The sequence below is a fragment of the Vitiosangium sp. GDMCC 1.1324 genome, from assembly GCF_003044305.1.
Taxonomy (GTDB): Bacteria; Myxococcota; Myxococcia; order Myxococcales; family Myxococcaceae; genus Archangium.
On sequence record NZ_PZOX01000004.1, the window covers coordinates 259,205 to 282,823 of the forward strand.

A 23,619-nucleotide genomic window follows, 5' to 3' on the forward strand; every position below is an offset into this window, starting at 1 on the left:
CCGCTCCGAGCCACTTGCGGCGCGGGACATACCCGGCGCGGCGCATGCAACACTCCGCGCCCATGAGAACGGGACTCCTCTTGATGGCCTGCGGCGGAGCCTGCGTGACGTTGGCGTGGCTCCCGCGCCACAGCCAGGACGTGCACGGCGCCGAGCAACACCTGCGGCGCGCACGTCCCGGAGTGAAGCTCCACCGCGAGCAGCGGGACGCGCTCACGCGCACGGCCCACAGACTGCGGGAGCTCGGGACGGAGCTCCCTACTTCGCCGCGTCCGGCTTCTGCCCGCTCAGGCTCTGGTAGGCAATCGCCAGCCACTGGTCCTGCCTGATGAACTCGTTCTCCCAGCTCTTGTACTTCTCGGGCATGCCCTCGGCCGTCACCTGCTCGAGCGTCTTGCCCGCGGCGATCTTCCCCTTCACCAGGGCCACCGTGTCGCGCAGCATCCCCGCGAAGTTCTCGAGTCCCTCACGCCCGGAGAGCGCGCCATGGCCCGGGATGATCTTCACCCCCGCGGGCAGCGTCTGCAGCACCTGCTCCACGTTGCGCAGGTAGCCCTCCAAAGAGCCTCCGCTCGCCAGGTCGATGAAGGGGTACTTGTCCCCGGTGTACAGGTCTCCCATGTGCAGCACGTTGGAGCCGGTGAAGTACACGATGCTGTCGCCATCCGTGTGGCCCGCCGGCAGGTGCGTCACCTGGATCTCCTCTCCGTTGAAGAAGATGGAGATTCCCTGGTCGTAGGTGATGACCGGCAGCGCCTCCTTCGGGGCGGGGGGAATCTTGATCTTCAACGCCGCCATGTCCAGCCCGTTGATCAGCCGCGTGCGCACGTGCTTATGCGCCACGATGGTGCTGCCCTCGCGGCCCAGGACCGCGTTGCTTCCCGTGTGGTCGAAGTGCCAGTGCGTGTTCAGCACGTACTCGGGCTTCTTGGTCTTGCCCTTGGTCAGCTTGCCGAGCGCCTCGCGAATCTTCGGCACCAGCGGCTCGAACTGGTCGTCCACGATGAGCACCCCGTCCGGGCCCGCGGAGACGCCGATGTTGCCGCCCGCGCCCTCGAGCAGGGTGACGTTGCCCGCCACCGGAGTGGCCTTCACCGGGACCTTCGCGAGCGAGGCGGGATCGAACTGTGCGAGCGCCGCGCCGGGCAGGAGCAACAGCGCGGAGAGGAGAACCTTCTTCATGTTGGAAACCCCGTTCAAGTCGAAGCGGCGCGAACCATAACCGCCTCGTGGGGCATGCGCTCAGATTCGAGGTCAGTCCCGCTACGGGCACTTGCCTCCTGTCTTGGTGTACCCCGGGCTGCTGATGCTGCCCGAGTCGACGGTGCAGGTAGACACGCCGCGCAGGAGGATACGGCCAGCGGCACCACCCCCTCCGCCGCCTCCCCCATCCGCGCCCTTCCCATCTCCACCATTGACCGGGCCGGAAGCTCCACCCGCCGTCCCGACGCCCCCCGCTCCACCATCACCCCCGTTATCCCCACCACCGGCGCCACCCGCGGCCCGCGCGGCGGTCCCCGTACTTCCGTCGGCCCCATCATTGCCATGGAAGAGCGCACCCAGCTCGCTCGAGCCTTCCCCACCCGCCCCACCGTTCGCGGTGAGCCTGGCGCCAGCCTCGACGACGAGATTGTCGGCCTCGAGCACCAACATCCCACCGCTACCGCCCCCCCCACCACCCGTCGCCGATCCAGTAGCGGCCCGTCCACCCTTGCCACCCGCTCCACTGACAGAGACCACCTCGCGCAAGGTCAAGGTGCCCGCCACGGAGAGTTGGAGGCTCCCGCCTCCGGCTCCACCCGCCCCAGGTGTCGGACCGCTGGCAGGCGTTCCACCCTGACCTCCCGCGCAGCCGCCCACCAACGGCGAGAACCCGGTCGAGGACAACACAGACCCACCCTGGCCCGCCGTACCGCCACCGTGATCGGCATCACCACCATCCCCGCCCTTCGACAACAGGCCACCGCCACCACCCCCACCCCAATCCGCATCACCCGTGCCAGTACCGTTCGCCCCTGCCCCCCCGCCCGAGCCCGTGCCGCACCGCACCCCGCTCCCAGAGCCCACCTGCGTCTCCGTGCGGACGGAATTGGCGCGAATCTCTTGGTTCACCGTGGCGTTGCCGTACACCGCCAGGACGACCGGGCGAGTCCCCACCACCCGCAGAGGCGCGTTCACGGTCAGGTTGCGGATGGGAATCACCACGACATCCCCAGCGGTCACCACGGGCGTGGGCGTGGCGAAGCTGCACCCTCCCGGAAAAGTCCACGTCGGCGTACCCGAGGAATCGAGGGTGGTGGCGCACAAGATGCTCAGGTCATCGATGGTGTTGTTGGTCGCGACGTCCGCCGGGTCGAAGTTGCTCGTGACGGCATACTTGAACGCCAGGCACGTCCCATCCTGCTGACAGGTTCCCGTGCTTCCGGCCTCGTGGCAGACCTTGCCTACCTTCGTGGTGTCCACCACGAACTGGCAGGACCCATCGGCGGCACAGGCCCCGGCTATCTTGCACTCGTTCGGCGGCGGGCAGTTCATCGTGCCGATGCAATTCCCCGAGCCGTCGCACTTGTCCGTGGTGCAGGACTTGCCATCATTGCAGCTCGCCGTATTGGGGAGGGGGCTGTACTCGCATACTCCCGACGTGGTGTTGCAGGTTCCCGGTTTCGCGTAGCAATCCGTCGACGGCGTGTTGCACACCTTCGCGGTGCCCACACACGCCCCACTGCCATTGCACTTGTCATTGTCCGTGCAGGCCTGGCCATCGTTGCAGGCCGTCGTGTTGGGCAGGGGTGGGTAATCGCAATTGCCCGTCGAGCCATTGCACGTGCCCACGTCGGAGTAGCACTGGTCCGGCCGCGTATTGCACGTCTTCGCGGTGCCCGCGCACACCCCGCTGCCATTGCACATGTCATTGTCCGTGCAGCGATTGCCGTCGTTGCAGGTCGTCGTGCCAGGCAGGGGCGGGTACTCGCATGCACCCGTCGAGGCATTGCAGGTGCCCGCGTCCGAGAAGCACTGAGCCGGCCGCGTGTTGCACACCTTCGCGGTGCCCGTGCACACCCCCTGCGCGTTGCACTTGTCGTTGGTGGTGCAGGCGCTCTTGTCATCGCAGGGTGCGTTGGGGGTGGCCTTATACACACAGGTCCCCGTGCCGCACGTTCCCGCGCTCTGGCACTGATTCGGAGCGTCGCAGGCGCTGTCGCAGCAGAAGCCCCCCACGCAGTAGCCCGAGCCGCACATCGCACCGTTCGAGCAGGTCGAGCCGTTGCAATCCACCTTCCCGTCGCAATTGAAGTCGGTGTTGAGGCTGGCCGACCCGTCGCACACGGCCACGGCTCCGGGGTGCACGGTGTCCTTGCCATCGTTGCAGTCCAGGCCATGGATGGCGCTGTCGCTCAAGGTGATGGCGGGATAGCCGTCCTTGTCGACATCCTGGGCCAGCAGCGCGAGTGTCGAGGGCACGCTCCCCTTGGCGGGCAGCGTCACCGCCGAGGGCAGGACGCGCGTCTCGATGGCGTCGCCGGTGCAGTCCGGTGTGGCATAGGAGGCCACCTCGATCTGGAGCTGCGGGCTCCACGTCTTCTCGCGGTACACGGCGAGGATCAGCGTCCTGTCCTCGTCCGCGGCCAGCTTGGACTGCTTGAGGAACTCGGAGCTCTTGCGCTCCGGTGCCGTCGCGTCCATCGCGGTCACCCGGAGGCAGACAGGAGCATAGCCCTGATACTTGACGGTGAGGGCCACCGCGCTGTCCGTCGCCTTGTTCGAACAGGCGGCGAGAAGCAGAAGTCCCCCGATCATCCACGCAAAGCGCATGGGTGCAGAAGATACCCCAGCGTCCCGGCGCGCGTCGCCTTTGCGTCCTCCCCGCTCAACCGCGAGGCGTCTGCGGCGCGGGCTCGCTCGCCGGTTGCTGCGGCGCGGGCTCGCTCGCCGGTTGCTGCGGCGCGGGCTCACTCGCCGGTTGCTGCGGCGCGGGCTCACTCGCCGATTGCTGAGGCACGGGCTCCGGCTTCACCAGCTCAAACGTGTAGCCGTGCACACCCGGGGGCAAGCTCACCTCCACCAGGGGATTCTCCGCGAGCAACCCCGGCGTCACCGGCAGCTTGATGATGCCATTCATGTCGCTCACCACGTTGATGCGCTCCCGGCCCGTCCCGAGAAGCACCCGCGCCCCCGCGATGGGCATGTCTGTCCCCGGCTCCACCACGCGCAACAACACGTCCTCCGACCCCCGGACCTCCTGGGCTTTCGCCCGGGCCACCTCCGGCGGCAGCACCTGCCGGTAGTACGGCCGCAACGTACAGGCCGACAGCAGACCCAGGGACAGCACGGCGAGACACAACAGAGGACGCATCGGGCGCATGGCGGTCTCCATCCAGGCAGGCAGGGGCACGAGAGAGGCTCAGCATACCGGCCGGCCATCGCCCGCCCAATACCGTCCCGCCCGTCCGGACGCCCGGCCTCCGACGGGACAGCCTCCGCTGTCTCCCGCCTCGGGACGCCGCATCTTCAACGGCATCAGCACCCACGGCGGAGCCTTCCGCCTCCACCCACCGGGAGAGCACGCATGTCCGAACCCATCGACCCCAAGAACCCCAAGCCCCTTACCCGCCGCGAAATCCTCGAGAGCGGTGAGTATGAACGCGACTTCATGGGGCGGCCCGAGGTCCGTACCACCGTTGCCGAGCCCCTCCCCGACATCGAGGAGACCAGCTACCACGACGTGCTGGTGCGCGAGGTGCCCACGGAAGGCCTCTCCCTCAAGCACCGCGCCTTCGCCATCGCGGCCTTCACCATGGTGCTGCTCAGTATCAGCACCTACTTCGCGCCGGGCTTCAATGGCCTGCTGGCCGGCGCCTTCGGCGGCTTCTTCGCCAAACGCTGGCGCCCCGCGCTCCAGGCGGCTGTCTTCGCCTCGGTGGCAGTGCCGGCGTTCTTCGCCTTCCTCTATGCCTGGGATACGCCCGACATGCTCTACCTCTTCTACGGACTCGGCTTCTGGGGGTGGAGCGTGCTGCACGCCGTCTGCGTGTTCATCGGCGCGGCGGCTGGCGTGTACTCGCGCCCGGAGGAGGACCGGCTCGGCATCCGGCGCGAGGTCATGGCCGGGTAACGGCCCCGAGGCGTCCCGCTCCCGCGGGGCGCCTCCCATCAACCCCATGCGGGGAATCCCCTAGCCAAGCGCACTGCGCGTATGGTTCTCCACGTCTTCACTGGAGTTCCTTGGCATTCCATTGAATCCGCTGCTTATAGTCGTAACAGCTTGGAACCATTGAATTCGCAGGATCAGCGGCTTCTGGGGGATCTGCGAGCCCTGATCGACACGGTGGACCTGGGGGTGGATGTCCTGCCAACGCTGGTGGGCGCGCTGCGTGAGGCGATGCACGCGGAGCGCGGACTCGCGTACGGCGTGGACATCGGGCCTGAACGCTATCAGGCGAGCTTCACCCATATCTCTGGCTTCCTCATGACCACGGAGGAAGCTCATTCGTATCTGGATGGATTCGTCGGCACCCGGCGCGACCCGTGGGGGTATTTCAACCCCGCCTGTCCCCAGCCGACCCAGCGCAACCGGGTGCTGCACTTCCAGGCACCCGGGACGAACGCCGCGCCCACGGAGCCCACCCAGGACGAGCGGCTCGCGCCCTGGAAGAAGCTCGGCATCGCCTCCGAGGAGCAGGCGCGGATGCACGCCCAGGTCCGCACCGCCATGGGCGGCTTCCTCCAGTCGGTCGGGCTGGATCGCATGGTGTTCCTGCGCATGCTCGTGTGCGACGGCCCGGCCCTGCTGGGATGGGTGGGGACGATCCGCTCGGAGCCCTTCGGGGCGCGGGAGCAGCACCTGATGCGCGAGCTCATCCCGTCGCTCCAGCGGAGGATGAAGTTGGACGCGCGCCTGCGCGAGACGGGAGTGCTCCACGCGGCGCTCGAGGCGACCATGGAGGCCATGAGCCAGCCAGCGTTCGTGGTGACGTCCACCGGCCGCGTGGCGCACGCGAACACCGCGGGGCGGGCGTGGCTCGAGCATGGCGCGGGGCTCGTGGCGGAGGCCCTGAAGAAGTACCTGCGTGGCGAGCCGGGCGGTGAGCAGCTCGCCTTCTCGCCGTTGCGCCTGGCCGGTGTCGCTCCGCATTACCTGGCCACCGTCCAGGGCGAGTCCGCGCAGGCTTTCGCCCGCGTGCACAGCCTGGGCGCCAGCTGGGGGCTCACGGCGCGGGAGACGGAAGTGCTCGGGCGGCTCGTGCGCGGCGAGTCCAACAAGGCCATTGCCCTGCACCTGGGATGCGCGGAGCGCACCGTCGAGGTCCACGTCACCCGGGTCCTGGCCAAGGCCCAGGTGGAGAGCCGCTCGGCGCTCATCGCCCGGTGTTTCCTGGCCACCTGAGCCCGGAGGGCAACCGGGCCACGGCCCGCACCGGCCCGAGAGACGGGTGCGGCGCCCCCGGGCGGGTGGGACTAGGATGCGCTCGTGAGCACACCCCGCATCGAGGCCGCCCTCGCCCGCGCCACCGAGGCCTCCCACCGAGGCCCCCACCCGGCTCCGCCCGGCGGCCATCCCCGTACCCGCCACGTCGCCATCGGAGATCCCCAGGCGGACATCACCCGCTTCTTCGCCGTGCTCGACCGGCATGGGCTGCTCGGTCCGGAGGGGTGGCTGCTCCCGGAGGTCCAGCTCGTCTCGGTGGGAGACCATTTCGACTGGGGCAGGGCCCAGGAGCGCGAGGAGGTGGCCACGAGCGCGGTGAAGCTCATCGCCTGGATGGCCGCGCATCCCGCGGACCAGGCGGTGCTGCTGCTGGGCAACCATGACCTGGGCCGCGTGGGCGAGTTGGTCGACTTCACCGACGCGCGCTTCGCCGCCGCCCAGGTGGAAGCGGACCGCATCTATCAGGGAGACGACACCGACGAGGCCCGGGAGCGCGACTTCCTCACCCGCTACCCGGAGGTGCCCAACGTCGAGCTGGTTGCCCGCGACTTCGGCACCTTCCGCGAGGTGCAGCGGGCCTGGGTCGCGGACCTGCTGCGTGCCAGGCGCTTCCGGGTGGCCCACGCCGCAGCGGAGCACCTGCTCGTGCTGCACGCGGGCGTCACCCGGGAAGACCTGGGTGCGCTGGGGCTGCCCGAATCGCTCTCGGCCCATGCGCCCTCGGTCGCGGACGCGCTCAACCGGGCGCTCGACACCTCGGTGGCGGCGTGGAAGCAGGGACCGTTCTCCATCCCCGGGCTGCACCACCCCGGCAACGCCGCGTATGGCGAGGGCCGGGGCATCTTCTATCAGCGCCCCAGCCTGCGCCCCGAGGACGCGGCCTGGCACGCCATCACGCCCCGCCGCCGCTTCAACCCGCACCGGCTCCCCCTCGGCCTCATCCAGGTGGTGGGCCACACGCGCGACAAGCGCAGCCGCGAGCTGCTCGCACTGACCCACGGGCAGGCCCGGGACGGCGTGCTGCGCTCCCTCGTGACCGATGGCACCACGCTCGACTACCGCCACAGCGCCCCGCCCCCGACCGGCCCCGGTGAGGCTGTGCTCGTCTTCACCGATGGAAGCATGCGCGAGTCGCCCTTGGAGGCATTCGAGCTGTTTGATCTCGACACCCGCGAACCTGCACGGCCGCGGGGGGACGCACTCCAGAAAGGACAGGGATGATGACGACGCGGAGATGGGTGGGACTGACGCTCGTGGGCGCCCTGGGCCTGGGGGGATGTACCGGGCACTCGCGCGCGGGCGCTGGCAATGCACCGGTGGAAGACAAGGAGGCACGAGCCACGCGGGAGGCACGGGCGGCCGAGGCGCGCCTGGCGGAGCACACGGACGCGCAGGAGGAGCCCTCTCCCGAGGAGGAACAGGCGGAGCGGGATGCGTTCGCCCGGCGGGCCATCGAGGCCCTGCGCGCTTCCGGTGAGACGCGCTCCATCCAGTATGACGCCGCGGGCTTCCAGCTCCGGCTCGGTGACAAGGATGGGACCATGGTGTTCCTGTCCAACTTCTACGACGAGTACCGCGCCCTCCCTCCAGAGATGCAGGACGAGGTCTTCACCCGGATCTCCCGCGTGCGGGACATGCCGGAGCTGCCGAAGACGTACGCCGAGGCCCGGCCCAACCTGCTTCCCGTGGTGCGCGGACGCACCTTCTTCGAGCAGCTCCGGCTGGTGGTGAAGGACGGTGCCGCGAAGCCGGTGCCCATCTCCTGGAAGCCCCTGGGCCCCTTCCTCGGCGTGGGGCTGGCCTTCGATGGGCCGGACACCCTGCGCTACCTCGGGCCGGACGATCTGACGCGCTGGAGCGTCTCCTTCGACCAGGCGCTCGGCGTGGGCCTGGAGAACCTGCGCCAGCGCAGCTCCGAGCCGCTCGAGCAACTCTCCCCGGGCGCCTGCCAGGCTCCCTGGGAGGACAACTACGCGGCCTCGCGCCTGTTGCTCGACGAGGTGGTGCGCCGCTGCAAGGTGCGCGGGGCGCCCGTGGTGGTCGTGCCGCACCGGGACCTGTTTCTCATCACCGGCTCCGAGGACGAGGACGGACTGCACCAGGTGGCCACCAAGGCCCTGCGGGCGATGATGGCCCCGCGCGCACTGGACGGCCGCGCCCTGCGCCTCGCGCCCGAGGGGTGGGTGCCCTTCATGCCCGAGCGGCTCAGCAATGCGTGGCCGGACTTCCGCAAGCTGGAGCTCTTCACCCGGGCGCGTGACTACGCCGAACAGACGCAGGGCCTGGAGAAGCTCTACCAGGAGAAGGGCGAGGACGTCTTCGTGGCCGCCTACACGCCGTACCAGGACGAGCGCGGGCGCAGCATCAGCTACGCCGTCTGGTTGAAGGGCGTGGACTCCATCCTCCCCCGGGCCGAGGTCATCTTCTTCATGGACCCGGCGCTCGGTGAAGAGGCCCCGCCGGTGGGAATCGCGCGGTGGGAGGAGGTGGCGAAGGCGGCCGGAGAGCTGCTCGTGCCGGTGGAGGGGCTCTATCCGGAGCGCTACCGGGTGAAGGGCTTCCCTTCCCGGGAGCAGCTCGCCCGGTGGCAGAACGACCCGGGCGAGCTCTTCGACGAGGAGGGCCCCTGAGCTCGGGCCCGTCCCCTTACTTCGACTTCACGTCCGCCAGCTTCTTCTCGAGCGCGGACACCGTGCGCGGAGAGGCCTGCGCACCAGAGAGCGTCTTCGCGTAGGCGAGGGCGTCCTCCAGCGTGCGCACGGCAGCATCCCGCTCGCCCCGGGCGAGGTGGATCTCCGCCCGCTCCGAGAACACGCGCAGCTTGCGGCCCCCCTGCACCTTCGAGAGGGCCCGGGTGCTCGCGGCCAGCGCATCGTCCAGCCGGCCCAGCTTCCGGTAGAGGTTGGCCAGACGCGCGGGCGGGTTGTAGTCGCCGGGCAGGTCCTTCTCGCTCTGCTCGATGGCCGGCACCACGCGCATCGGGTCACCCAGCACCAGCGCCGCGGCCATGCGGTGCGAGTCGAACACAGAGCGCGCATCGGGCGTCGGCGCCTTGGCGGCCTCGCCCTCGAGGAAGGAGAGCCACTGCTCAGCGAGCGCCTTCGCGCCGGGCGCGTCACCCGACTGGTCGCGGGCCTCGACCAGCAGTTCGTACACGCCCGAGCGGTCATCCGCCGGCATGGTGATGTCCGGAGAGAGAGCCTCGCGCCCCTTCGCCTCCAGCGAGGCCGTCAGCTCCTTCGCGCCCTGGGTGCCGGCCGGCACCTGCAGCACGCACGCGAGCCCCAGCCCCGCGGCGTTCGCCCACGAGGCCGAGTGCGGCACCCGGGGTAGCTCCGCCAGCGCCGTCCGGGCGCACGCCTCGTGGCGCTTCGCGCCGTACTGCGCGGTGAGGAGCGACTCCAACGCGCGGCCACGGCGGGACCAGTCGGCTGGCGCCTCGGTCAGCGCCTGAGCGAGCACGTCCGCCGCCTCGGCCGCCTTGCCCTCACCATAGAGCGCGTCGCCCCGGGCCAGTAGGGCCTCGGGACCCGCGGCTCCTCCTCGGAAGGCGCGCTCGCCGTCCTCGAAGATCTTCTCGAGCTGAGGAACCGTGGCGCTACCCGCGAAGCGCACCAGGGCCTTCTCCTCCTTCGGCTCGATGATGAAGAAGGTGGGCCAGCTCTCGATGGGGAACTTCTCCTGGAACGCCGCGCTTTCCGGCAGGTCCGTGTTGATCTCCACCCAGACGAAGCGCCCCGCATGCTTCGCGAGCGCCGCATCCGTGAAGACGTAGGCCCTCATCGAGCGACAGGTGTGACACCAGGGAGCCCAGGTGTCGACGAAGAGGGGCAACCCCTTCGCCTTCGCCTCCGCGAGGGCTCGCGGGTAGTCATTCTCGATGAACGGCAGAGGGGCCTGGGCATGCGCGGCCGGCGGCTCGGAGACGGCCGAGGTACGCGCGGCGGAGCACCCCAACAGACCCACGACGAACAGGCTGGAGATGTGCGATCGCATCGGGCCGGCACCCTACTCCGGGGACGAGCAGGGGAGAAAGCCCATGGGGTCCGGGGTCCGAGGCACGGGGAGTGCGATATGGTAGGGCCCCCTCCTTCTGAGCGACGCCCATGAGCCCCGCGGAGAGTACGCGCCTGCAGGTCCTTCGCCGCTACGCGGCGCTCGACAACCCCACCGAGCAGGAGTTCGACGACCTGGCCACGCTGGCGAGCAACCTCTGTCAGGCACCCGTGGCGTTGGTGAGCCGCGTGGAGCAGGACCAGCAGCGGCTGCTGGCGTGCATCGGTGGGCTCACGGCCGAGCAGCGAGGCCCCTCGCTCGCCTTCTGCGAGCAGACGCTGTTGAGCGGCCGCGAGGTGTTCGTGCTGCAGGACGTGCGGCAGGAGCCGTTCCTCGCCACCCACCCGCTGGTGCTCGGCGAGCCCTACGTCCGGGCCTGCTTCGGCGTGCCCTTGTTCGACGCGGAGGGCACGGCCCTGGGCGCCCTGTGCGTCCTCATGCCCGAGGTGCGCGGAGCCACGCCGTTGCAGGAGCAGGCGCTGCGCACGCTGGGGCGCCAGGTGGTGGCGCAGATCGAGCTGCGGCGGCGGGTGGCGGCGGCGGCGCGCTCCTCGCTGGAGCGGGACCAGGAGCGCCAGGAGATGCTGGACGCGCTCATCCAGCAGACGGGCGATGGCGTGCTGGTGGTGGACACGCAAGGCCGGATGCAGCTCCTCAATCCCGCGGCCCAGGAACAATTCGGCGTGTCCGAGGCGGACGCCTCGATGCTGCTGATGAAGCCGGAGGCCTGGTTGAGCCTGGAGACGCAGAAGCCGATTGAACGGCGCCACCGTCCCCTGGAGCGAGCCCTGCGCGGCGAGGTGGTGCGTGGCATCGGCTGGGGCGTGCGTCACGCGAGCGGCGCGCTGCACGTGCTGACGGGGACGGCCTCGCCGCTGACCCGGGCGGACGGCTCCCGCTGGGGCGCGGTGCTCATCACCCGCGACGAGACCGAGCGCATGCGCGCCGACATGGAGCTGCGCGCCCTGGCGGCCTCGTTGAAGGAGGCCAACCAGAAGCTGGAGTCGGAGATGGCCGCCCGCGTGGCCGCGCTGGAGCAGTTGCGGCACGCGGACCGGCTGAGCACCGTGGGCAAGCTGGGGAGCGGCATCGCGCACGAGCTGGGCACGCCCATGGCCGTCATCTCCGGCCACGCGGCGATGATCGCCGACGCCGAGGTGGAGGGCGAGGCGGCCCGCCAGAGTGCTCGGACCATCATCCTGCAGGCGGACCGGATGGCGCGCATCATCCGTCAGCTGCTGGACTTCTCGCGGCGGCGCCAGCCCCAGAAGTCCGAGGTGGACCTGCGCGCGGTGCTCAAGCAGGTGACGACCCTGCTGGCGCCCCTGAGTGGCCGGCGCATGCAGCGCATCGACTTCGAGGAGCCCTCGGAGCCCCTGCGCGCCCAGGTGGACCCCGCCCAGCTCCAGCAGGCGCTGACGAACCTGGTGGTCAACGCGCTCCAGGCCTCGCCCGACAAGGGCACCGTCACCTTGAAGCTGTCGGCCACCGAGACGCCCAAGCCCTGCGCCCTCATCGAGGTCATCGACCGGGGCAGCGGCATCGACCCGGCGAACCTGCAGAAGATTTTCGAACCCTTCTTCACCACCAAGCCCGTGGGCGAGGGCACCGGGCTGGGCCTGCCGGTATCGATGGAGATCGTCCGCGAGCACGGCGGCTGGCTGGATGTGCAGAGCACACCCGGCCAGGGAACCCACTTCAGCCTCTTCCTCCCCCTCTAAGGACACATGAGCGGCCGAGTCCTCCTCATCGACGACGACCCGAGCATGGTGGAGCTGCTCCAGGCGCGCCTCACGCGCCGCGGCTTCACCATCACCTCCCTGACCGACCCGAACGCGGCCCTGCCACTGGTGATGGAGCAGCCCTTCGACGTGGTGCTCACGGACCTGAACATGCAGGGGTTGAGCGGCACGGAGCTGTGCGAGCGCGTGGTGGCCAACGTGCCGGACCTGCCCGTGGTGGTGGTGACGGCCTTTGGCAGCATGGAGACGGCCGTGGCGGCCATCCGCGCCGGGGCCTACGACTTCATCACCAAGCCGGTGGAGATGGACGCACTGGTGCACACGCTCACCCGCGCCGTGCAGCACCACCACCTCAAGGGCGAGGTGGTGCGTCTGAAGAAGGTCGTCACCGAGTCCCAGCGCCTGGGAGGCCTGCTCGGCTCCAGCCCGCCGATGCGCAAGGTGTACGAGCTCATCACCCGCGTGGCGGACTCGGACGCCACGGTGCTCATCAACGGAGAGAGCGGCACGGGTAAGGAGCTGGTCGCCCGGGCGCTCCACGAGAAGAGCCGGCGCGCCTCGGGGCCTTTCGTGGCCGTCAACTGCGCGGCCATGCCCGAGGCCCTGCTGGAAAGCGAGCTGTTCGGCCACGCCAGGGGCGCCTTCACCGACGCCAAGACGGCGCGCTCGGGCCTGTTCGTGCAGGCGCACGGCGGCACCCTCTTCCTCGACGAGGTGGGGGAGATGCCCCTGGGCCTGCAGCCCAAGCTGCTGCGCGCCCTGCAGGAGCGCGTGGTGCGCCCGGTGGGTGGGGACCACGAGGTGTCCTTCGACGTGCGCGTGGTGGCCGCCACCAACCGCGACCTGGAGGGCATGGTGGAGGAGAACCGCTTCCGTGAGGATCTCTTCTACCGTCTCAACGTGGTGCAGATGGAGCTGCCGCAGCTGCGCTCGCGCGGAGGGGACATTCTCTTGCTGGCCCAGCACTTCATCGAGCACTTCGCCGCCCGCGCCAACAAGCGGGTGACGGGCATCAACGAGACCGTGGCCGAGCGGCTGATGAGCTACAGCTGGCCCGGCAACGTGCGCGAGCTGCGCAACTGCATCGAGCGCGCGGTGGCCGTCACCGTCACCGAGCGCCTGGCGGTGGAGGACCTGCCGGAGAAGATTCGCGCCTACCGCGCCTCGCACGTGGTGGTGGCCAGTGGAGACCCCTCGGAGCTCACCACGCTGGAGGAGGTCGAGCGCCGCTACATCCTCCGGGTGATGGAGGAGGTGAAGGGCAACAAGTCGCTCGCCGCGCAGATTCTGGGGCTGGACCGCAAGACGCTCTATCGCAAGCTCGACCGCATCAAGGGCTCGGGGGAGTAGCGCATGGCGGGCACGGCGGACCCATGGCTGGGACGGGTGGTGGCCGGGCGCTACCAGGTGACGGGGAAGCTCGGGCAGGGCGGCATGGGGACGGTGTACGAGGCCGAGCAACTGGGCCTCGAGCGCTATGTGGCCCTCAAGGTGCTGCACCCGCATGTCGCGAAGACACCCGGCGCCACGGCCCGCTTCCAGCGCGAGGGCCAGCTCATGGCCCGGCTGAAGCACCCGGGCGCGGTGCACGTCTTCGACCACGGCACCGACGGGGAGGACCTCTACCTCGCCATGGAGCGGGTGTTCGGCGTGCCCCTGGACGAGGTGCTGGACACCCACGGCCTGCTGGAGGTGAAGGCCGCGGTGGAGATCGCCGCGCAGGTGCTGGAGGTGCTGGACGCCGCACACGCCCTGGGAACGGTGCACCGCGACCTCAAGCCCTCCAACGTGATGCTGGTGGGCGAACGCTCCGCTCCGAAGGTGAAGGTGCTCGACTTCGGGCTCGCCGCGCTCGTGCACGAGGAGAAACAGGCCCGAATCACCGAGAGCGGACAGGTGCTCGGCACCCCCGCGTACATGTCTCCCGAGCACTGCCGCGGTGAGCCGCTCGATGGGCGCGCGGACCTGTATTCCGTGGGATGCCTGCTGCACGAGCTGCTCGTGGGCCGGCCTCCCTTCGGGGACTCGCCCGCCGTGGAGGTGATGAGCGGCCACCTCTACCGCCCTCCTCCGCCCGTGCGCCAGTTGATGCCGGAGCGCGGCATCCCCCTGGAGTTGGAGACGCTGGTGCTCGCCTGTCTCGCCAAGGCGAAGGCTCAGCGTCCGGCGAGCGCACGCGAGCTGGCCGCCCGGCTCCGTGAGGCGCTGGAGCCCCCTTCTCCCGCACGCGGTGAGGGAAAGAAGCAGGAGCGTGCGCAACCTCCACCCACCGCGCCCGCCTCCCCTCCGGCCGAACTCCTCGCGAAGCCCGTGGCCGTCATCGAGCCGGGTGGCCCCGCCAATCCCCACGGCATCGGAACCGCGCTGGCGGTGGCCGGCTACCGGGTGGTGCCCTGCCGTGAGGATGACTCCCTGGAGGGGATGTTCGCCCTGGTGGTGGTGCCCCGGAGCGACCAGGCCCAGGAGGAGGCCCTGGCGCTGGCGAGCACCCTGGCCACCCGGCCCCACTCGCCCCCCGTACTGCTCTGCGGGAGTGGAGAGGACTTCACGTTGATGTCACGTGCCGTCGCGAGCGGCGTGTACGACTACGTGCCCCTCCCCGTCGACCCCACGGACCTGGCCCGGAAGGTGGGCCGGGCGCTGCGCTCGCGCCGCTGAGCCTTCTCACTTCCTGGCAAACGAGACTGTGGCGGATCGCCCCAGTCCCCAAATGCCGCACCGGCGTCCCCACTCCCGCCATTTCCCTGGGATGCGCCGGCACGACCCCCTCCGGCAACCCATCACTGCGGCGGAACGCCACAGCCGCGCGCCTCCAGACGCCGGGCTCCTTCCGAGGAGGGCGCCGTGGCACGTCCGTCGCAGTACCTGGCCGCGACCCGCTGCAAGGGTTTCAGGAGAACCCCCATGAAGCGCATCGCCCTGGCCGTCCTCATGTCCCTCACCTTCGCCTCGAGCGCCCATGCCTCGCAGGAAGACGAGGCCGCCCGGGAAATCCGCCAGCTCCGCGCCCAGTCCGAGCGCATCCAGAAGCAGCTCGAGCGCGATATGCGGCGCATGGCGAAGACGGGGCCGAAGCAGGAGTCGTCCGCCGCTCCCCTGCCCTCCGCCTCGAAGCAACCCTGACTCCCGGAAGGACCGCCGTCATGGATGACATCGTCCACTACGTCTCCCAGAGGTCCGGGTTGAGCCCCGAGGTGGCCCGGCTGGTCATCGCCCTGGTGATGGATTACGCACGCCGCCTGTCCCCCGAGATGGGGGAAGTGCTCGACATCGGGCTTGGCACCTCCGAGCTCAAGCCGGATGAGGTGACCCGCCTCTTGAGCGGCTTCACGGGGATGCTCGGGACGGCTCCCCTCGCCGGGCAGGAGTGAAACCGTGGGAGCCAGCCTGAGGGCGTCCTGCCGTGCCGCCCGTGACATCCGTCCAGGACCGACAGACGCAGCACATCTTCCGTGGGCATCCGGCCCGTCACGTGCTGTCTTCCGCGCGAACGGATGAACGACCTCGCCCACCTGCGCACCGCACTCGAGTCCGCCCGCGACGCCCTGCCTCCCCCCGACCGGTTCCCGGAGGCCGCCGATGCGGATACCGCCCGCCGCCTCCTGGAGCGACTGCGGCGCGACCTGCTGCCCCGGCTGGGCGGAGCGGACGCGCCCCTGCTGCTGGTGGCCATCGCCGGCCCGAACAACGTGGGCAAGTCCACCCTCTTCAACGCGCTGGTGGGCACGCCCCTCTCCCCGGCCCGTCCCGAAGGAGGCCTCACCAAGCAGTGCCTCGCCGCCGCGCACCCGGACACCTGGACGGGCTCGCTCAAGGACTTCCTCACGCGCCGCTACGACATCGTCCCAGTCACCTCGGGCGAGGCCGCACCGGTGGACCAGGCCGGGCCGGCCGGGCGCCTCTACCTCGTCCTCGCGGAGGCGGTACCGCGGGGCCTGGTGGTGATGGACACGCCGGACTTCGACAGCGTCTACCGCGACAACCGCGAGCGCGCCGAGGCCCTGCTCGTCACCGTGGACGTGCTCGTCTTCGTCGTCAGCCGGCAGACGTACCAGAACGCGGCGCTGGTGGACTTCCTGCGCGCCGCCGTGGGCCATGGGCGCCCCTATCTGCTCGTCTACAACGAGGCCACGCGCGAGGAGGTGGCACGCGGGCACATGGAGAAGCTGGCCTCGGATGTGGGCCACCCTCCCATGTCGCGCTACCTCGCCCCGCACCAGCCGGAGGTGGAGGCCGGAGAGAAGCCGCTCGCCACACACCCACTGGACGGCGCCCCGTCGCTCACCTCGCTCCTGGGTGAGGCCGAGCACGCCCGCTCCCTCAAGGCCCGAGCCCTGGCCGCCTCGCTCCGGGACGCGCGAGCGGAGATGGAGCAACTGGCCCGGGCCGCCGCCACCGCCACCCACGAGCCGGAGCGGTTGCGCCAGCGACTGCGGCACGAGTTGCTCACAGTGGGCCGTCACGCGGCCCTCAAGGCGGTGCCCGCGGACGTGCTGGTGGAGTCCTTCCGCGACGAGCTGGACGCGCGCAGTGCCTTCCACCGCTACGTGCGTCTGCCCTTCCGGGGACTGGCCACCGCCCTCACCTTCCTCTCGCGCCAGGTGCGCCGCTCCTTCACCGGCCCCGAGCCCACGTCCGCCCCGGTGGTGCAGCTGACCGAGGACACCCTCCGTGATGGGGTACGGCGGATGGTGGAGGTGTTCGCCCCGGAGGTGGCCGCCTGGCACGGGGATGCCCGCACACGCGAGCTGCTCTCCGAGTCCTTCGGCCCCGCCCACCTGGCACGCCTGGACGAGCCCCTGGGCTTCGAGGCGCTCCATGCCCACGCCGCGGACCGGGACAGCCTCTACGCCTTCTGCCGGGGGCTGGTGGGCTCGGAGCTCCAGGGCGGCATGCGCGAGGAGCTGCTGCAGACCCTCACCACGCTCGTCTACTCGGTGCCCTCGGGGGCCGCCGCGGTGGTGACGGTGGCCACCGGCGGCCTCGGCCATGACGCCGTCATCTGGGCCGGCACGCTCCTGTCCACCCCCCTGCTGGAGCGCTTCGTGGACCTGCTGGGCGCGGACCTCCGCGAGCGCGTCACCCGGAAGTGGGCCGACGCCCACGGCGCCACCCTCGCCCAGGCCCTGGAACGGCGCTTCTTCGCGGACCTGCTCGGCCACCTCGACACCCAGGTTTCGGACTGGGCCCGCACCGCGTCCACCCTGTCCGAAACAACCTCGCGGATCTCCTCCTGAACACCCGCCGTGTCAGACCCCTCGTGCATGCTGTGTCCATCCGCAACTCGCGGACCACAAGATGCAGGTGGGAGTACTTCGACATGGGTTGTCCCGAGGGAAGAATGGGGTCGGGCGCAGGGGACGAAGGCCGTGTGTTCCGGCCTTGGCGGGAAACAGGAATGACCAGGGTGACTTCTAAAATAGGGTTGCGTTAGTGACCTTTACAGTCCTGTTCCGACAACCTGATGCGTCGTATTCCGCCTTGCCTACACTGTAGGGTGGGTTCTGGAATGGACAAGAAACTGGCGAAGACGATTGGAGAGGCCGCCCGTTCGGCCCGCCTGCGTGCGCAGCTGACCCAGGCAGATGTCGCAGAGATGGTGGATCTGGTGACAGAAGTGTACGGCCGTATCGAGCGCGGTGGAATGGTGCCGAGCGTACCGACGTTGCTGCGGCTGTGCCGCGCGCTGCGGATCTCCGCGGACGAACTGTTGGGGCTGGCGGGTCCGGACGGCACATTGCGCCTCGCCGAGCCGCCGAGCGAGCAGGGTGAGAAGCCGGAGGTGCGTGCGGTGTTGCGCGTGCTGCGTCAGTTGGACTCCGGGCAGATCAAGCTGCTGGGCCGCCTGGCTGTGGCCCTCAAGAAAGAGTAAGCACCCGAAGCTAGAGGCCGAGCCGGGAGCCGGGTACACTTCAGTCCCACCCCACACAGTGTCCCCGGCCTTAACTTGACCGTAGAAGTAGGTCAGGGGATCTTCCAGGCCCCGTGTTCGAGCACCTCTTCCGAAGAATGGCCGCCCTGGCGGCGATGTTGCTGGTAGGGCTGGCCACTTCGGCCGACGCCGAGCAGCTCCCTACGGTGGTCATCAACGGTGATCCGGTGGCCCCCGCCCCCGCGCAGCCTGGAACAGGCTTGTGCGTCGCGTCGAGAGTCTCCACCGACCCAGGCACGGACTTCTCGCAGAGCAGTTCTTTCTTCAGTGGAGGAGTGAACTCCTTCCTGGAGACCCCGCCCAACACCGCCAATCCCAATTCCCGCGTCACATCGGTGCTCCGGACGCTGTTCGATCTGTCGAACAACAACACCTCCGGGCTGAAGCTGAGCTACGGCGATTACGAGAACGTCGTGCCAGGGTGTCCGAGTGGCGGCTGCGACTTCTCCGGCGTCAATCCCTCCGCGTCCTTCGCCAGTCGCCTGCGCGGCTACCTGAACGTCACCTCGGATATGGTGGGCCTGCCGGTCCACTTCGGGTTCTACGCCGACGACGCGGTCGCGCTCACCATCTACGACCGGAGTGGCCTCATCTACCCGGTGCTCAACCGGCCACCACGGATTGGGTATCCGACCTATCGCACAACCAATAGCGTCACCTTCACGAAGTCCGGTCTCTATCCCGTCGAGGTGCTCTACGCCGAGTTTGGTGAGCACGCCGCGTTGGAGATGGCGATCCTGGTTGGAACGTTCACCGATTTCGAGAGGCCAGCGAACGAGGCACCCGTCGTCAAACTGCAGGACTCGGGATTCACCCTGGCCAGACCCACCGCCTTCTACCAGACGGAGAGTGGACGCCCGTCCTACCCGGACCTGGGCCAATGCCAGCAGTGCAATCGGCAGTACGTGAACACCGCCGGCAACAACGGATGTGACTCGGGTTACTACTGCAACGGCGCTGCGCTGTGTGCTCCCTGTGACTCGGCCATCTTCTGCGGTCCCAGCTGCTCACGATGTGGACCGTCCACCCCGCTGTGCCTCGAGCGCAACGGTACGTTCACCTGCGTTCAGTGCTCGGATGACTCGCAGTGCCCCAATGGCCGCTGCGACCTGACCACCAACGAGTGCCGTGGCTGCAGGACCGACGCGAACTGCCCCTCCGGCCAGCACTGCGGCACCGATAACGAGTGCCACCAGTGCACCACCGACGACCAGTGCCCCCGCGGGCAGGTCTGCGCCGACAACACCTGCCAGGCCTGCTCCGCCAAGGACAGCTGCGCGGGCACCTCCTGCAACTGCTGCCCCGGCGGACTCCAGTGCGCCTCGCCCACTCCCGGCGCCTCGCCCACCTGCGTGGAGTGCACCAACGACACCCAATGCGCCGACGGCAAGCGCTGCGATCTCGCCAACGGTCGCTGCGTGGAGAAGATCGCCGAGTGCAACACCTCGGAGCGCTGTGGTGACCAGTGCGTCAAGTGCCCCTCCGACCGGCCCTACTGCCTCGACGGCCAGGTCTGTGTCGCGTGCCGCTCGGACCTCGAGTGCGGTGACGGTCAGTTCTGCCTCAGCGGCGAGTGCGCCTCCTGCACCACCGACAAGCGCTGCGGCGCGCGCTGCGGAGCCTGCCCCACCGAGTCCCCCTTCTGCCTCACCGATGGCACCACCGCGGGCAGCTCGTGCGTGGGCTGCCGCGAGAACGCCGACTGCGGCCCGGGCGGCTCGTGCAACCCCACCACCCACACCTGCTCCGCCTCCACCTGCTCGGTGACCTGCGCCGAGGGCCAGGTGTGCTACGGCAACGCGTGCGTCGAGTGCTTCGCCGATGCCCACTGCCCCTGCGGCGGCACCTGCGACACCGCTCGCAACATCTGCACCACCTCCTGCGACAACAGCGACGACTGCCTCGGCGTCCAGCACTGCTCGGCCGACACCCAGCAATGTGAGCGCGGCCGCCGCAAGCCCGGCACCGAGCCTCAAGGCGGTGCATTCTGCTGCGGCACCACCGCGGACAGCACTCCCGGGGGCATCGGCCTGCTGCTGCTCGTGGCCGCCTTCCTCGCCCTCCGCTCCCGAGGCACTGCATGAAGCGCTCCGTCGTCATCGCGCTCGGCCTCGTCCTGGGACTCGTCACCGCCGGGCTCGCCTCCGCTCAGGACGCCCGCTTCGACATCCAGTCCTTCCGTCCGCTCGGCGCACCCCGGGACCTGGTCCTCGTCAACCAGTCCCGTCCCATCTCCCACCTGTCCATCTCCGGCGGCGCCTACCTCAACTTCTCGTTGGATCCGCTGGTGCTCGTCGCCGCGGGCACCCACTCCAAGGCCGTCAGCGTGGTGGGCAACCGTCTCCAACTCGATGTGATGGCGTCCGTGGGGTTGCTCGACTGGGTGGAGGTGGGCCTGGACATGCCCCTGGTGCTCGCCCAGGGCTCGGACAACCTGGAGGCCATCGGCACCGAGGGCCCCGTCCGGTCCTTCACCCCCGGAGACCTGCGTCTCACCAGCAAGGTCGCCATCCCCGGCCTGCTCCGCGTGGGCGATATGACGCCGGGGTTTGGCGCCGCCCTCACCTTGGGGATGAGCCTGCCCACCGGCATCCAGGACGCCTTCGCCAGTGACGGCACCGTCACCTGGAACCCCGGTCTGGTGGTGGACTACCGCTTCGAGCGGGGCACCCTCCTGTCGCTCAACGCCGGCTTCTGGATACGCCCGGAGCGCCAGTTCGCCGGCGTGCAGTGGGGCAATGCCGGCACCTTCGGGCTCGGCGCCGAGGTGCCCATCATCCGCGGCACCATCACCGCCTTGGGCCTGCTCTCGGGCAGCACCCCCCTGGACAAGCTCCCCGACAGCCCTCGGCAGATTCCCGCCGAGCTGCTGATCGGCCTGCGCTGGTACAGCTCCACCGGCCTCACCTTCACCGTCGGCGGTGGCGGCGGCTGTGGTTGCTCGCTGACGGCCCCCACGCTGCGCATGTTCACCTCCATCATCTGGGTGCCCGCCAAGACGCGCGAGTACGAGATGATCGAGCGCTTCAAGGATCCTCCGGAGCCGCCTCCTCCGCCTCCGCCGCCCGTGGACCCGGATGGAGACTCCGTCATCGGAGAGGGCGACCGCTGCCCCAACGCCGCGGGCCCCGTCGAGAACGGCGGCTGCCCAGACACGGACCAGGACGGCGATGGCGTGGTGGACCGGCTCGACCGCTGCCCCGCGCACCCGACCGGCGCCCGGGGCCGCGATGGCTGCCCGCTCGCGCGCATCGAGGGCAACAAGATCATCATTCTCGACCAGGTCCACTTCGCCACGGACCAGGACGTCATCCTCCCCGAGTCTTTCCCCATCCTCGAGGAGGTGGCCGACGAGCTGCTCAAGCACCTGGAAATCCAGCGCGTGCTCGTCGAGGCCCACACGGATGCGCGCGCCAGCGACTCGTACAACTACGACCTGTCGCGCCGCCGCGCCGCCAGTGTGATGAACTTCCTGCTCGACAGCGGCATCGCCGTGGAGCGCCTGTGCTCGGCGGGCTTCGGCCGCAGCCGTCCGCTGGCCGCGAACGACTCGGAGTCGAACATGGCGCTCAACCGTCGTGTCGAGTTCACCATCCAGCCGCCCGTCGACGGTCCGCTTCCCGCCTGCCCACCGGACCCCGCCGCCGAGCAGGCCCAACCCCCGGCCAGGCAGACCAAGGGCAAGCGGCAGCCGTCCGAGCACTACAAGCCTGCCCCGGACGCTCGCTGACGGCCCCACGGCCCTGAGCAGGGGCGGGTGAATCGCCCCCCCCTTCACACGTCCCGGCCGCCACCTCGACCGGGTCTCCGGCCCTGACCTCGAGCCACTTCCATTGGCGTGACTTCCTGCACACCAATGCAGGAGGTCATGCCGTCTGGGCCGTTCTCAGGAGTCATCCGCGTGCTACCGTCCGGGCCATCTCGAAGCCGGCCCCCGCGTGGCCCGGCCCCATCCATTCCCCCAGCCCCTCGTCCGACCATGCCCCAGGTCTCACCGAAAGATTCCCTGCGCCAGACCATTGGAAGCGCTGCCCGCGAAGCCCGCCTGCACATGGGACTCACCCAGGAGGAGGTGGCGGAGCGCCTCGGCATCGCCACCGAGGTCTACGGCCGGCTGGAGCGCGGCGTCATCGCCCCGAGCATCTCCACCCTGCGCAAGCTGTGTCTGACCCTGTACCTCTCGGCGGACAAGATGCTGGGCACCGCCAACACGGGCGAAGCCATCCCCGCCGCGGAAGCCGCGCATCCTCAGCCGCCAGACTCCAGACACATGCAGCGGATGCTCCAGCGCGCCCGGAAGCTGCCTCCCCAGTCGCTGCGCCTGCTGTCCCAGCTCGCCGTCCTGCTCTCGAAGCAGGCGCCCACCCCGGCGAAGCCTTCCCAGGAGTGATGGCCTCGCGGCTCAGCGGTTGGCCGTCTTGACCTCGAAGACGACCTCGGCGGCGGCCTTGCGCCGGCCCGCGGTGGCCGTCACCACCGTGCGGCCCGGCCCCACCGCCGTCACCTGCCCCGTGGAGGACACCGTCGCCACCGACCAGTCCGAGCTGAACCAGGTGATGGGCACCTCATTGATGACCACCCCGCGGTTGTTGAACGTCTTGGCGCGCAGCTGCAGCATCTGCCCGACCTTCGCGAAGACCAGGTGCGTCGGGTCCACCTCCACCCGCGCGAAGTCCGAGCGCACCACCTGCACCTGCAGGTTGCGGCTCAGCGGCGGCACCGTGGCGGTGATGGTGGCCCGCCCGGGCGCCACACCCACCAGCCGCCCGTTCTCCACGCGCGCCACGGACTCGTCACTGGAGCTCCACTGAGGAGGCACGTCCACCAGCGGCTTGCCCAGCTCGTTCTTCACCGTGGCGGAGATGGCGATGGAGTTGCCTGCCAGCAGGAAGTCCGCCCCATCCACCCGGATGTCCACCTGGCTGGGGATGGACACCTGCACCTCCACCGAGGCCCGCGCCTTGCCGGAGGCCGCGGCGATGGTCGCCCTGCCGGACCGGCGCGCCACCACCACCCCATCCTCCACCGTGGCCACTTCCGGCGCCGAGCTCACCCAGCGCAGCTTGGGGTTCTCCACCGGCTCGCCCTTGGCATCCAGCGCCTTGGCCTGGAGCACCATGGACTCGCCCTGAGCGTGCAGCGGACGGTTCTCCGGCATCTCCAGGGACAGGGTGGCCGGAGCGGAACGGCACGCCCCCAGCACGAGGACGGACAGCACGAGCAGTGAACGGAAGGACGTCGGCATCTTCACGGCGGTAGGAGGGCTTGCGGGCGCACGGCGCGCCTCTCGAACAGAGGCGCCCATCACTGTATTTCGCCAGGGCCCCCGCGCAATCATTTGCAGGCACGCCCGCCAGCCCCTCTGCCTGCTTCTGCCCGATGTTCGACGGTGGAATGCAACTCCAGCAGAGCCGGTTCGCGCGAAGGGCGTAGTCTCGCCCCGCTCGCGGTCCACCGGGGGA

19 protein-coding genes are annotated in these 23,619 nt (G+C 69.7%); 14 read left to right on the forward strand and 5 right to left on the reverse strand.

Features of this window, described 5'->3' with window-relative positions; translation table 11 throughout:
* Positions 1 to 258: 258 nt before the first annotated feature.
* The 3 genes from DAT35_RS13785 to DAT35_RS59890 all read right to left on the reverse strand — a co-directional run bounded on the left by DAT35_RS13785 (position 259) and on the right by DAT35_RS59890 (position 4,363).
* Positions 259 to 1,182 (reverse strand): MBL fold metallo-hydrolase, encoded by a 924-nt coding sequence (locus DAT35_RS13785; protein ID WP_108067457.1) that lies wholly within the window; start codon positions 1,180 to 1,182, stop codon positions 259 to 261.
* Positions 1,183 to 1,263: 81 nt separating this feature from the next.
* Positions 1,264 to 3,798: a hypothetical protein gene (locus DAT35_RS58945; protein WP_158501693.1), complete on the reverse strand. Its 2,535-nt coding sequence runs from the start codon at positions 3,796 to 3,798 to the stop codon at positions 1,264 to 1,266.
* A gap of 70 nt (positions 3,799 to 3,868) precedes the next feature.
* On the reverse strand, positions 3,869 to 4,363 hold the full coding sequence (locus DAT35_RS59890; RefSeq protein WP_199242882.1) for a hypothetical protein: 495 nt from the start codon (positions 4,361 to 4,363) through the stop codon (positions 3,869 to 3,871).
* 204 nt (positions 4,364 to 4,567) lie between these two features.
* Between DAT35_RS59890 and DAT35_RS13800 the strand changes: the two genes are divergently transcribed.
* The 4 genes from DAT35_RS13800 to DAT35_RS13815 all read left to right on the forward strand — a co-directional run bounded on the left by DAT35_RS13800 (position 4,568) and on the right by DAT35_RS13815 (position 9,057).
* A complete protein-coding gene (locus DAT35_RS13800; protein WP_108067458.1) occupies positions 4,568 to 5,113 on the forward strand; it encodes a hypothetical protein in 546 nt (181 codons plus the stop codon).
* A 159-nt stretch (positions 5,114 to 5,272) separates the two neighbouring features.
* Complete coding sequence (locus DAT35_RS13805; RefSeq protein ID WP_233261466.1) at positions 5,273 to 6,385, forward strand: helix-turn-helix transcriptional regulator; 1,113 nt, start codon at positions 5,273 to 5,275, stop codon at positions 6,383 to 6,385.
* A gap of 84 nt (positions 6,386 to 6,469) precedes the next feature.
* Positions 6,470 to 7,648, forward strand: coding sequence for a metallophosphoesterase (locus DAT35_RS13810; protein ID WP_108067460.1), 1,179 nt, complete (start codon positions 6,470 to 6,472; stop codon positions 7,646 to 7,648).
* Positions 7,645 to 9,057, forward strand: a complete 1,413-nt coding sequence (locus DAT35_RS13815; RefSeq protein WP_146209704.1) for a hypothetical protein — start codon at positions 7,645 to 7,647, stop codon at positions 9,055 to 9,057. Before DAT35_RS13810 ends, DAT35_RS13815 begins: the two co-directional genes overlap by 4 nt.
* A gap of 16 nt (positions 9,058 to 9,073) precedes the next feature.
* Here DAT35_RS13815 and DAT35_RS13820 read toward each other — a convergent pair whose 3' ends face one another.
* Complete coding sequence (locus DAT35_RS13820) at positions 9,074 to 10,423, reverse strand: thioredoxin family protein (protein WP_108067462.1); 1,350 nt, start codon at positions 10,421 to 10,423, stop codon at positions 9,074 to 9,076.
* Between the two features lie 110 nt (positions 10,424 to 10,533).
* Between DAT35_RS13820 and DAT35_RS13825 the strand changes: the two genes are divergently transcribed.
* From DAT35_RS13825 to DAT35_RS13870, 10 genes are all read left to right on the forward strand, one after another.
* Complete coding sequence (locus tag DAT35_RS13825) at positions 10,534 to 12,204, forward strand: ATP-binding protein (RefSeq protein ID WP_108067463.1); 1,671 nt, start codon at positions 10,534 to 10,536, stop codon at positions 12,202 to 12,204.
* A gap of 6 nt (positions 12,205 to 12,210) precedes the next feature.
* Positions 12,211 to 13,575 (forward strand): sigma-54 dependent transcriptional regulator, encoded by a 1,365-nt coding sequence (locus DAT35_RS13830; RefSeq protein WP_108067464.1) that lies wholly within the window; start codon positions 12,211 to 12,213, stop codon positions 13,573 to 13,575.
* 3 nt (positions 13,576 to 13,578) lie between these two features.
* A complete protein-coding gene (locus DAT35_RS13835) occupies positions 13,579 to 14,883 on the forward strand; it encodes a serine/threonine-protein kinase (protein ID WP_108067465.1) in 1,305 nt (434 codons plus the stop codon).
* 246 nt (positions 14,884 to 15,129) lie between these two features.
* Entirely contained in the window at positions 15,130 to 15,348 is a 219-nt protein-coding gene (locus DAT35_RS13840) for a hypothetical protein (RefSeq protein WP_108067466.1), read from the forward strand.
* Positions 15,349 to 15,368: 20 nt separating this feature from the next.
* Positions 15,369 to 15,596 (forward strand): hypothetical protein, encoded by a 228-nt coding sequence (locus DAT35_RS13845; RefSeq protein ID WP_108067467.1) that lies wholly within the window; start codon positions 15,369 to 15,371, stop codon positions 15,594 to 15,596.
* A 123-nt stretch (positions 15,597 to 15,719) separates the two neighbouring features.
* Positions 15,720 to 17,462: a GTPase gene (locus DAT35_RS13850; RefSeq protein ID WP_108067468.1), complete on the forward strand. Its 1,743-nt coding sequence runs from the start codon at positions 15,720 to 15,722 to the stop codon at positions 17,460 to 17,462.
* A gap of 272 nt (positions 17,463 to 17,734) precedes the next feature.
* Positions 17,735 to 18,097, forward strand: a complete 363-nt coding sequence (locus DAT35_RS13855; RefSeq protein ID WP_108067469.1) for a helix-turn-helix domain-containing protein — start codon at positions 17,735 to 17,737, stop codon at positions 18,095 to 18,097.
* Positions 18,098 to 18,210: 113 nt separating this feature from the next.
* Positions 18,211 to 20,241: an outer membrane exchange protein TraA gene (gene traA / locus DAT35_RS13860; protein WP_369945632.1), complete on the forward strand. Its 2,031-nt coding sequence runs from the start codon at positions 18,211 to 18,213 to the stop codon at positions 20,239 to 20,241.
* Positions 20,238 to 21,887, forward strand: coding sequence for an outer membrane exchange protein TraB (traB, locus tag DAT35_RS13865; RefSeq protein WP_108067470.1), 1,650 nt, complete (start codon positions 20,238 to 20,240; stop codon positions 21,885 to 21,887). The genes traA and traB overlap by 4 nt, the downstream gene beginning before the upstream one ends.
* Before the next feature lie 249 nt (positions 21,888 to 22,136).
* The gene (locus tag DAT35_RS13870; RefSeq protein ID WP_108067471.1) at positions 22,137 to 22,547 is read left to right on the forward strand and encodes a helix-turn-helix domain-containing protein; all 411 of its coding nucleotides are present in this window, start codon (positions 22,137 to 22,139) and stop codon (positions 22,545 to 22,547) included.
* Positions 22,548 to 22,559: 12 nt separating this feature from the next.
* On the opposite strand, the gene DAT35_RS13875 is transcribed toward DAT35_RS13870, so the two are convergent.
* Positions 22,560 to 23,402, reverse strand: coding sequence for an Ig-like domain-containing protein (locus DAT35_RS13875; protein WP_233261501.1), 843 nt, complete (start codon positions 23,400 to 23,402; stop codon positions 22,560 to 22,562).
* Between the last annotated feature and the right edge of the window lie 217 nt (positions 23,403 to 23,619).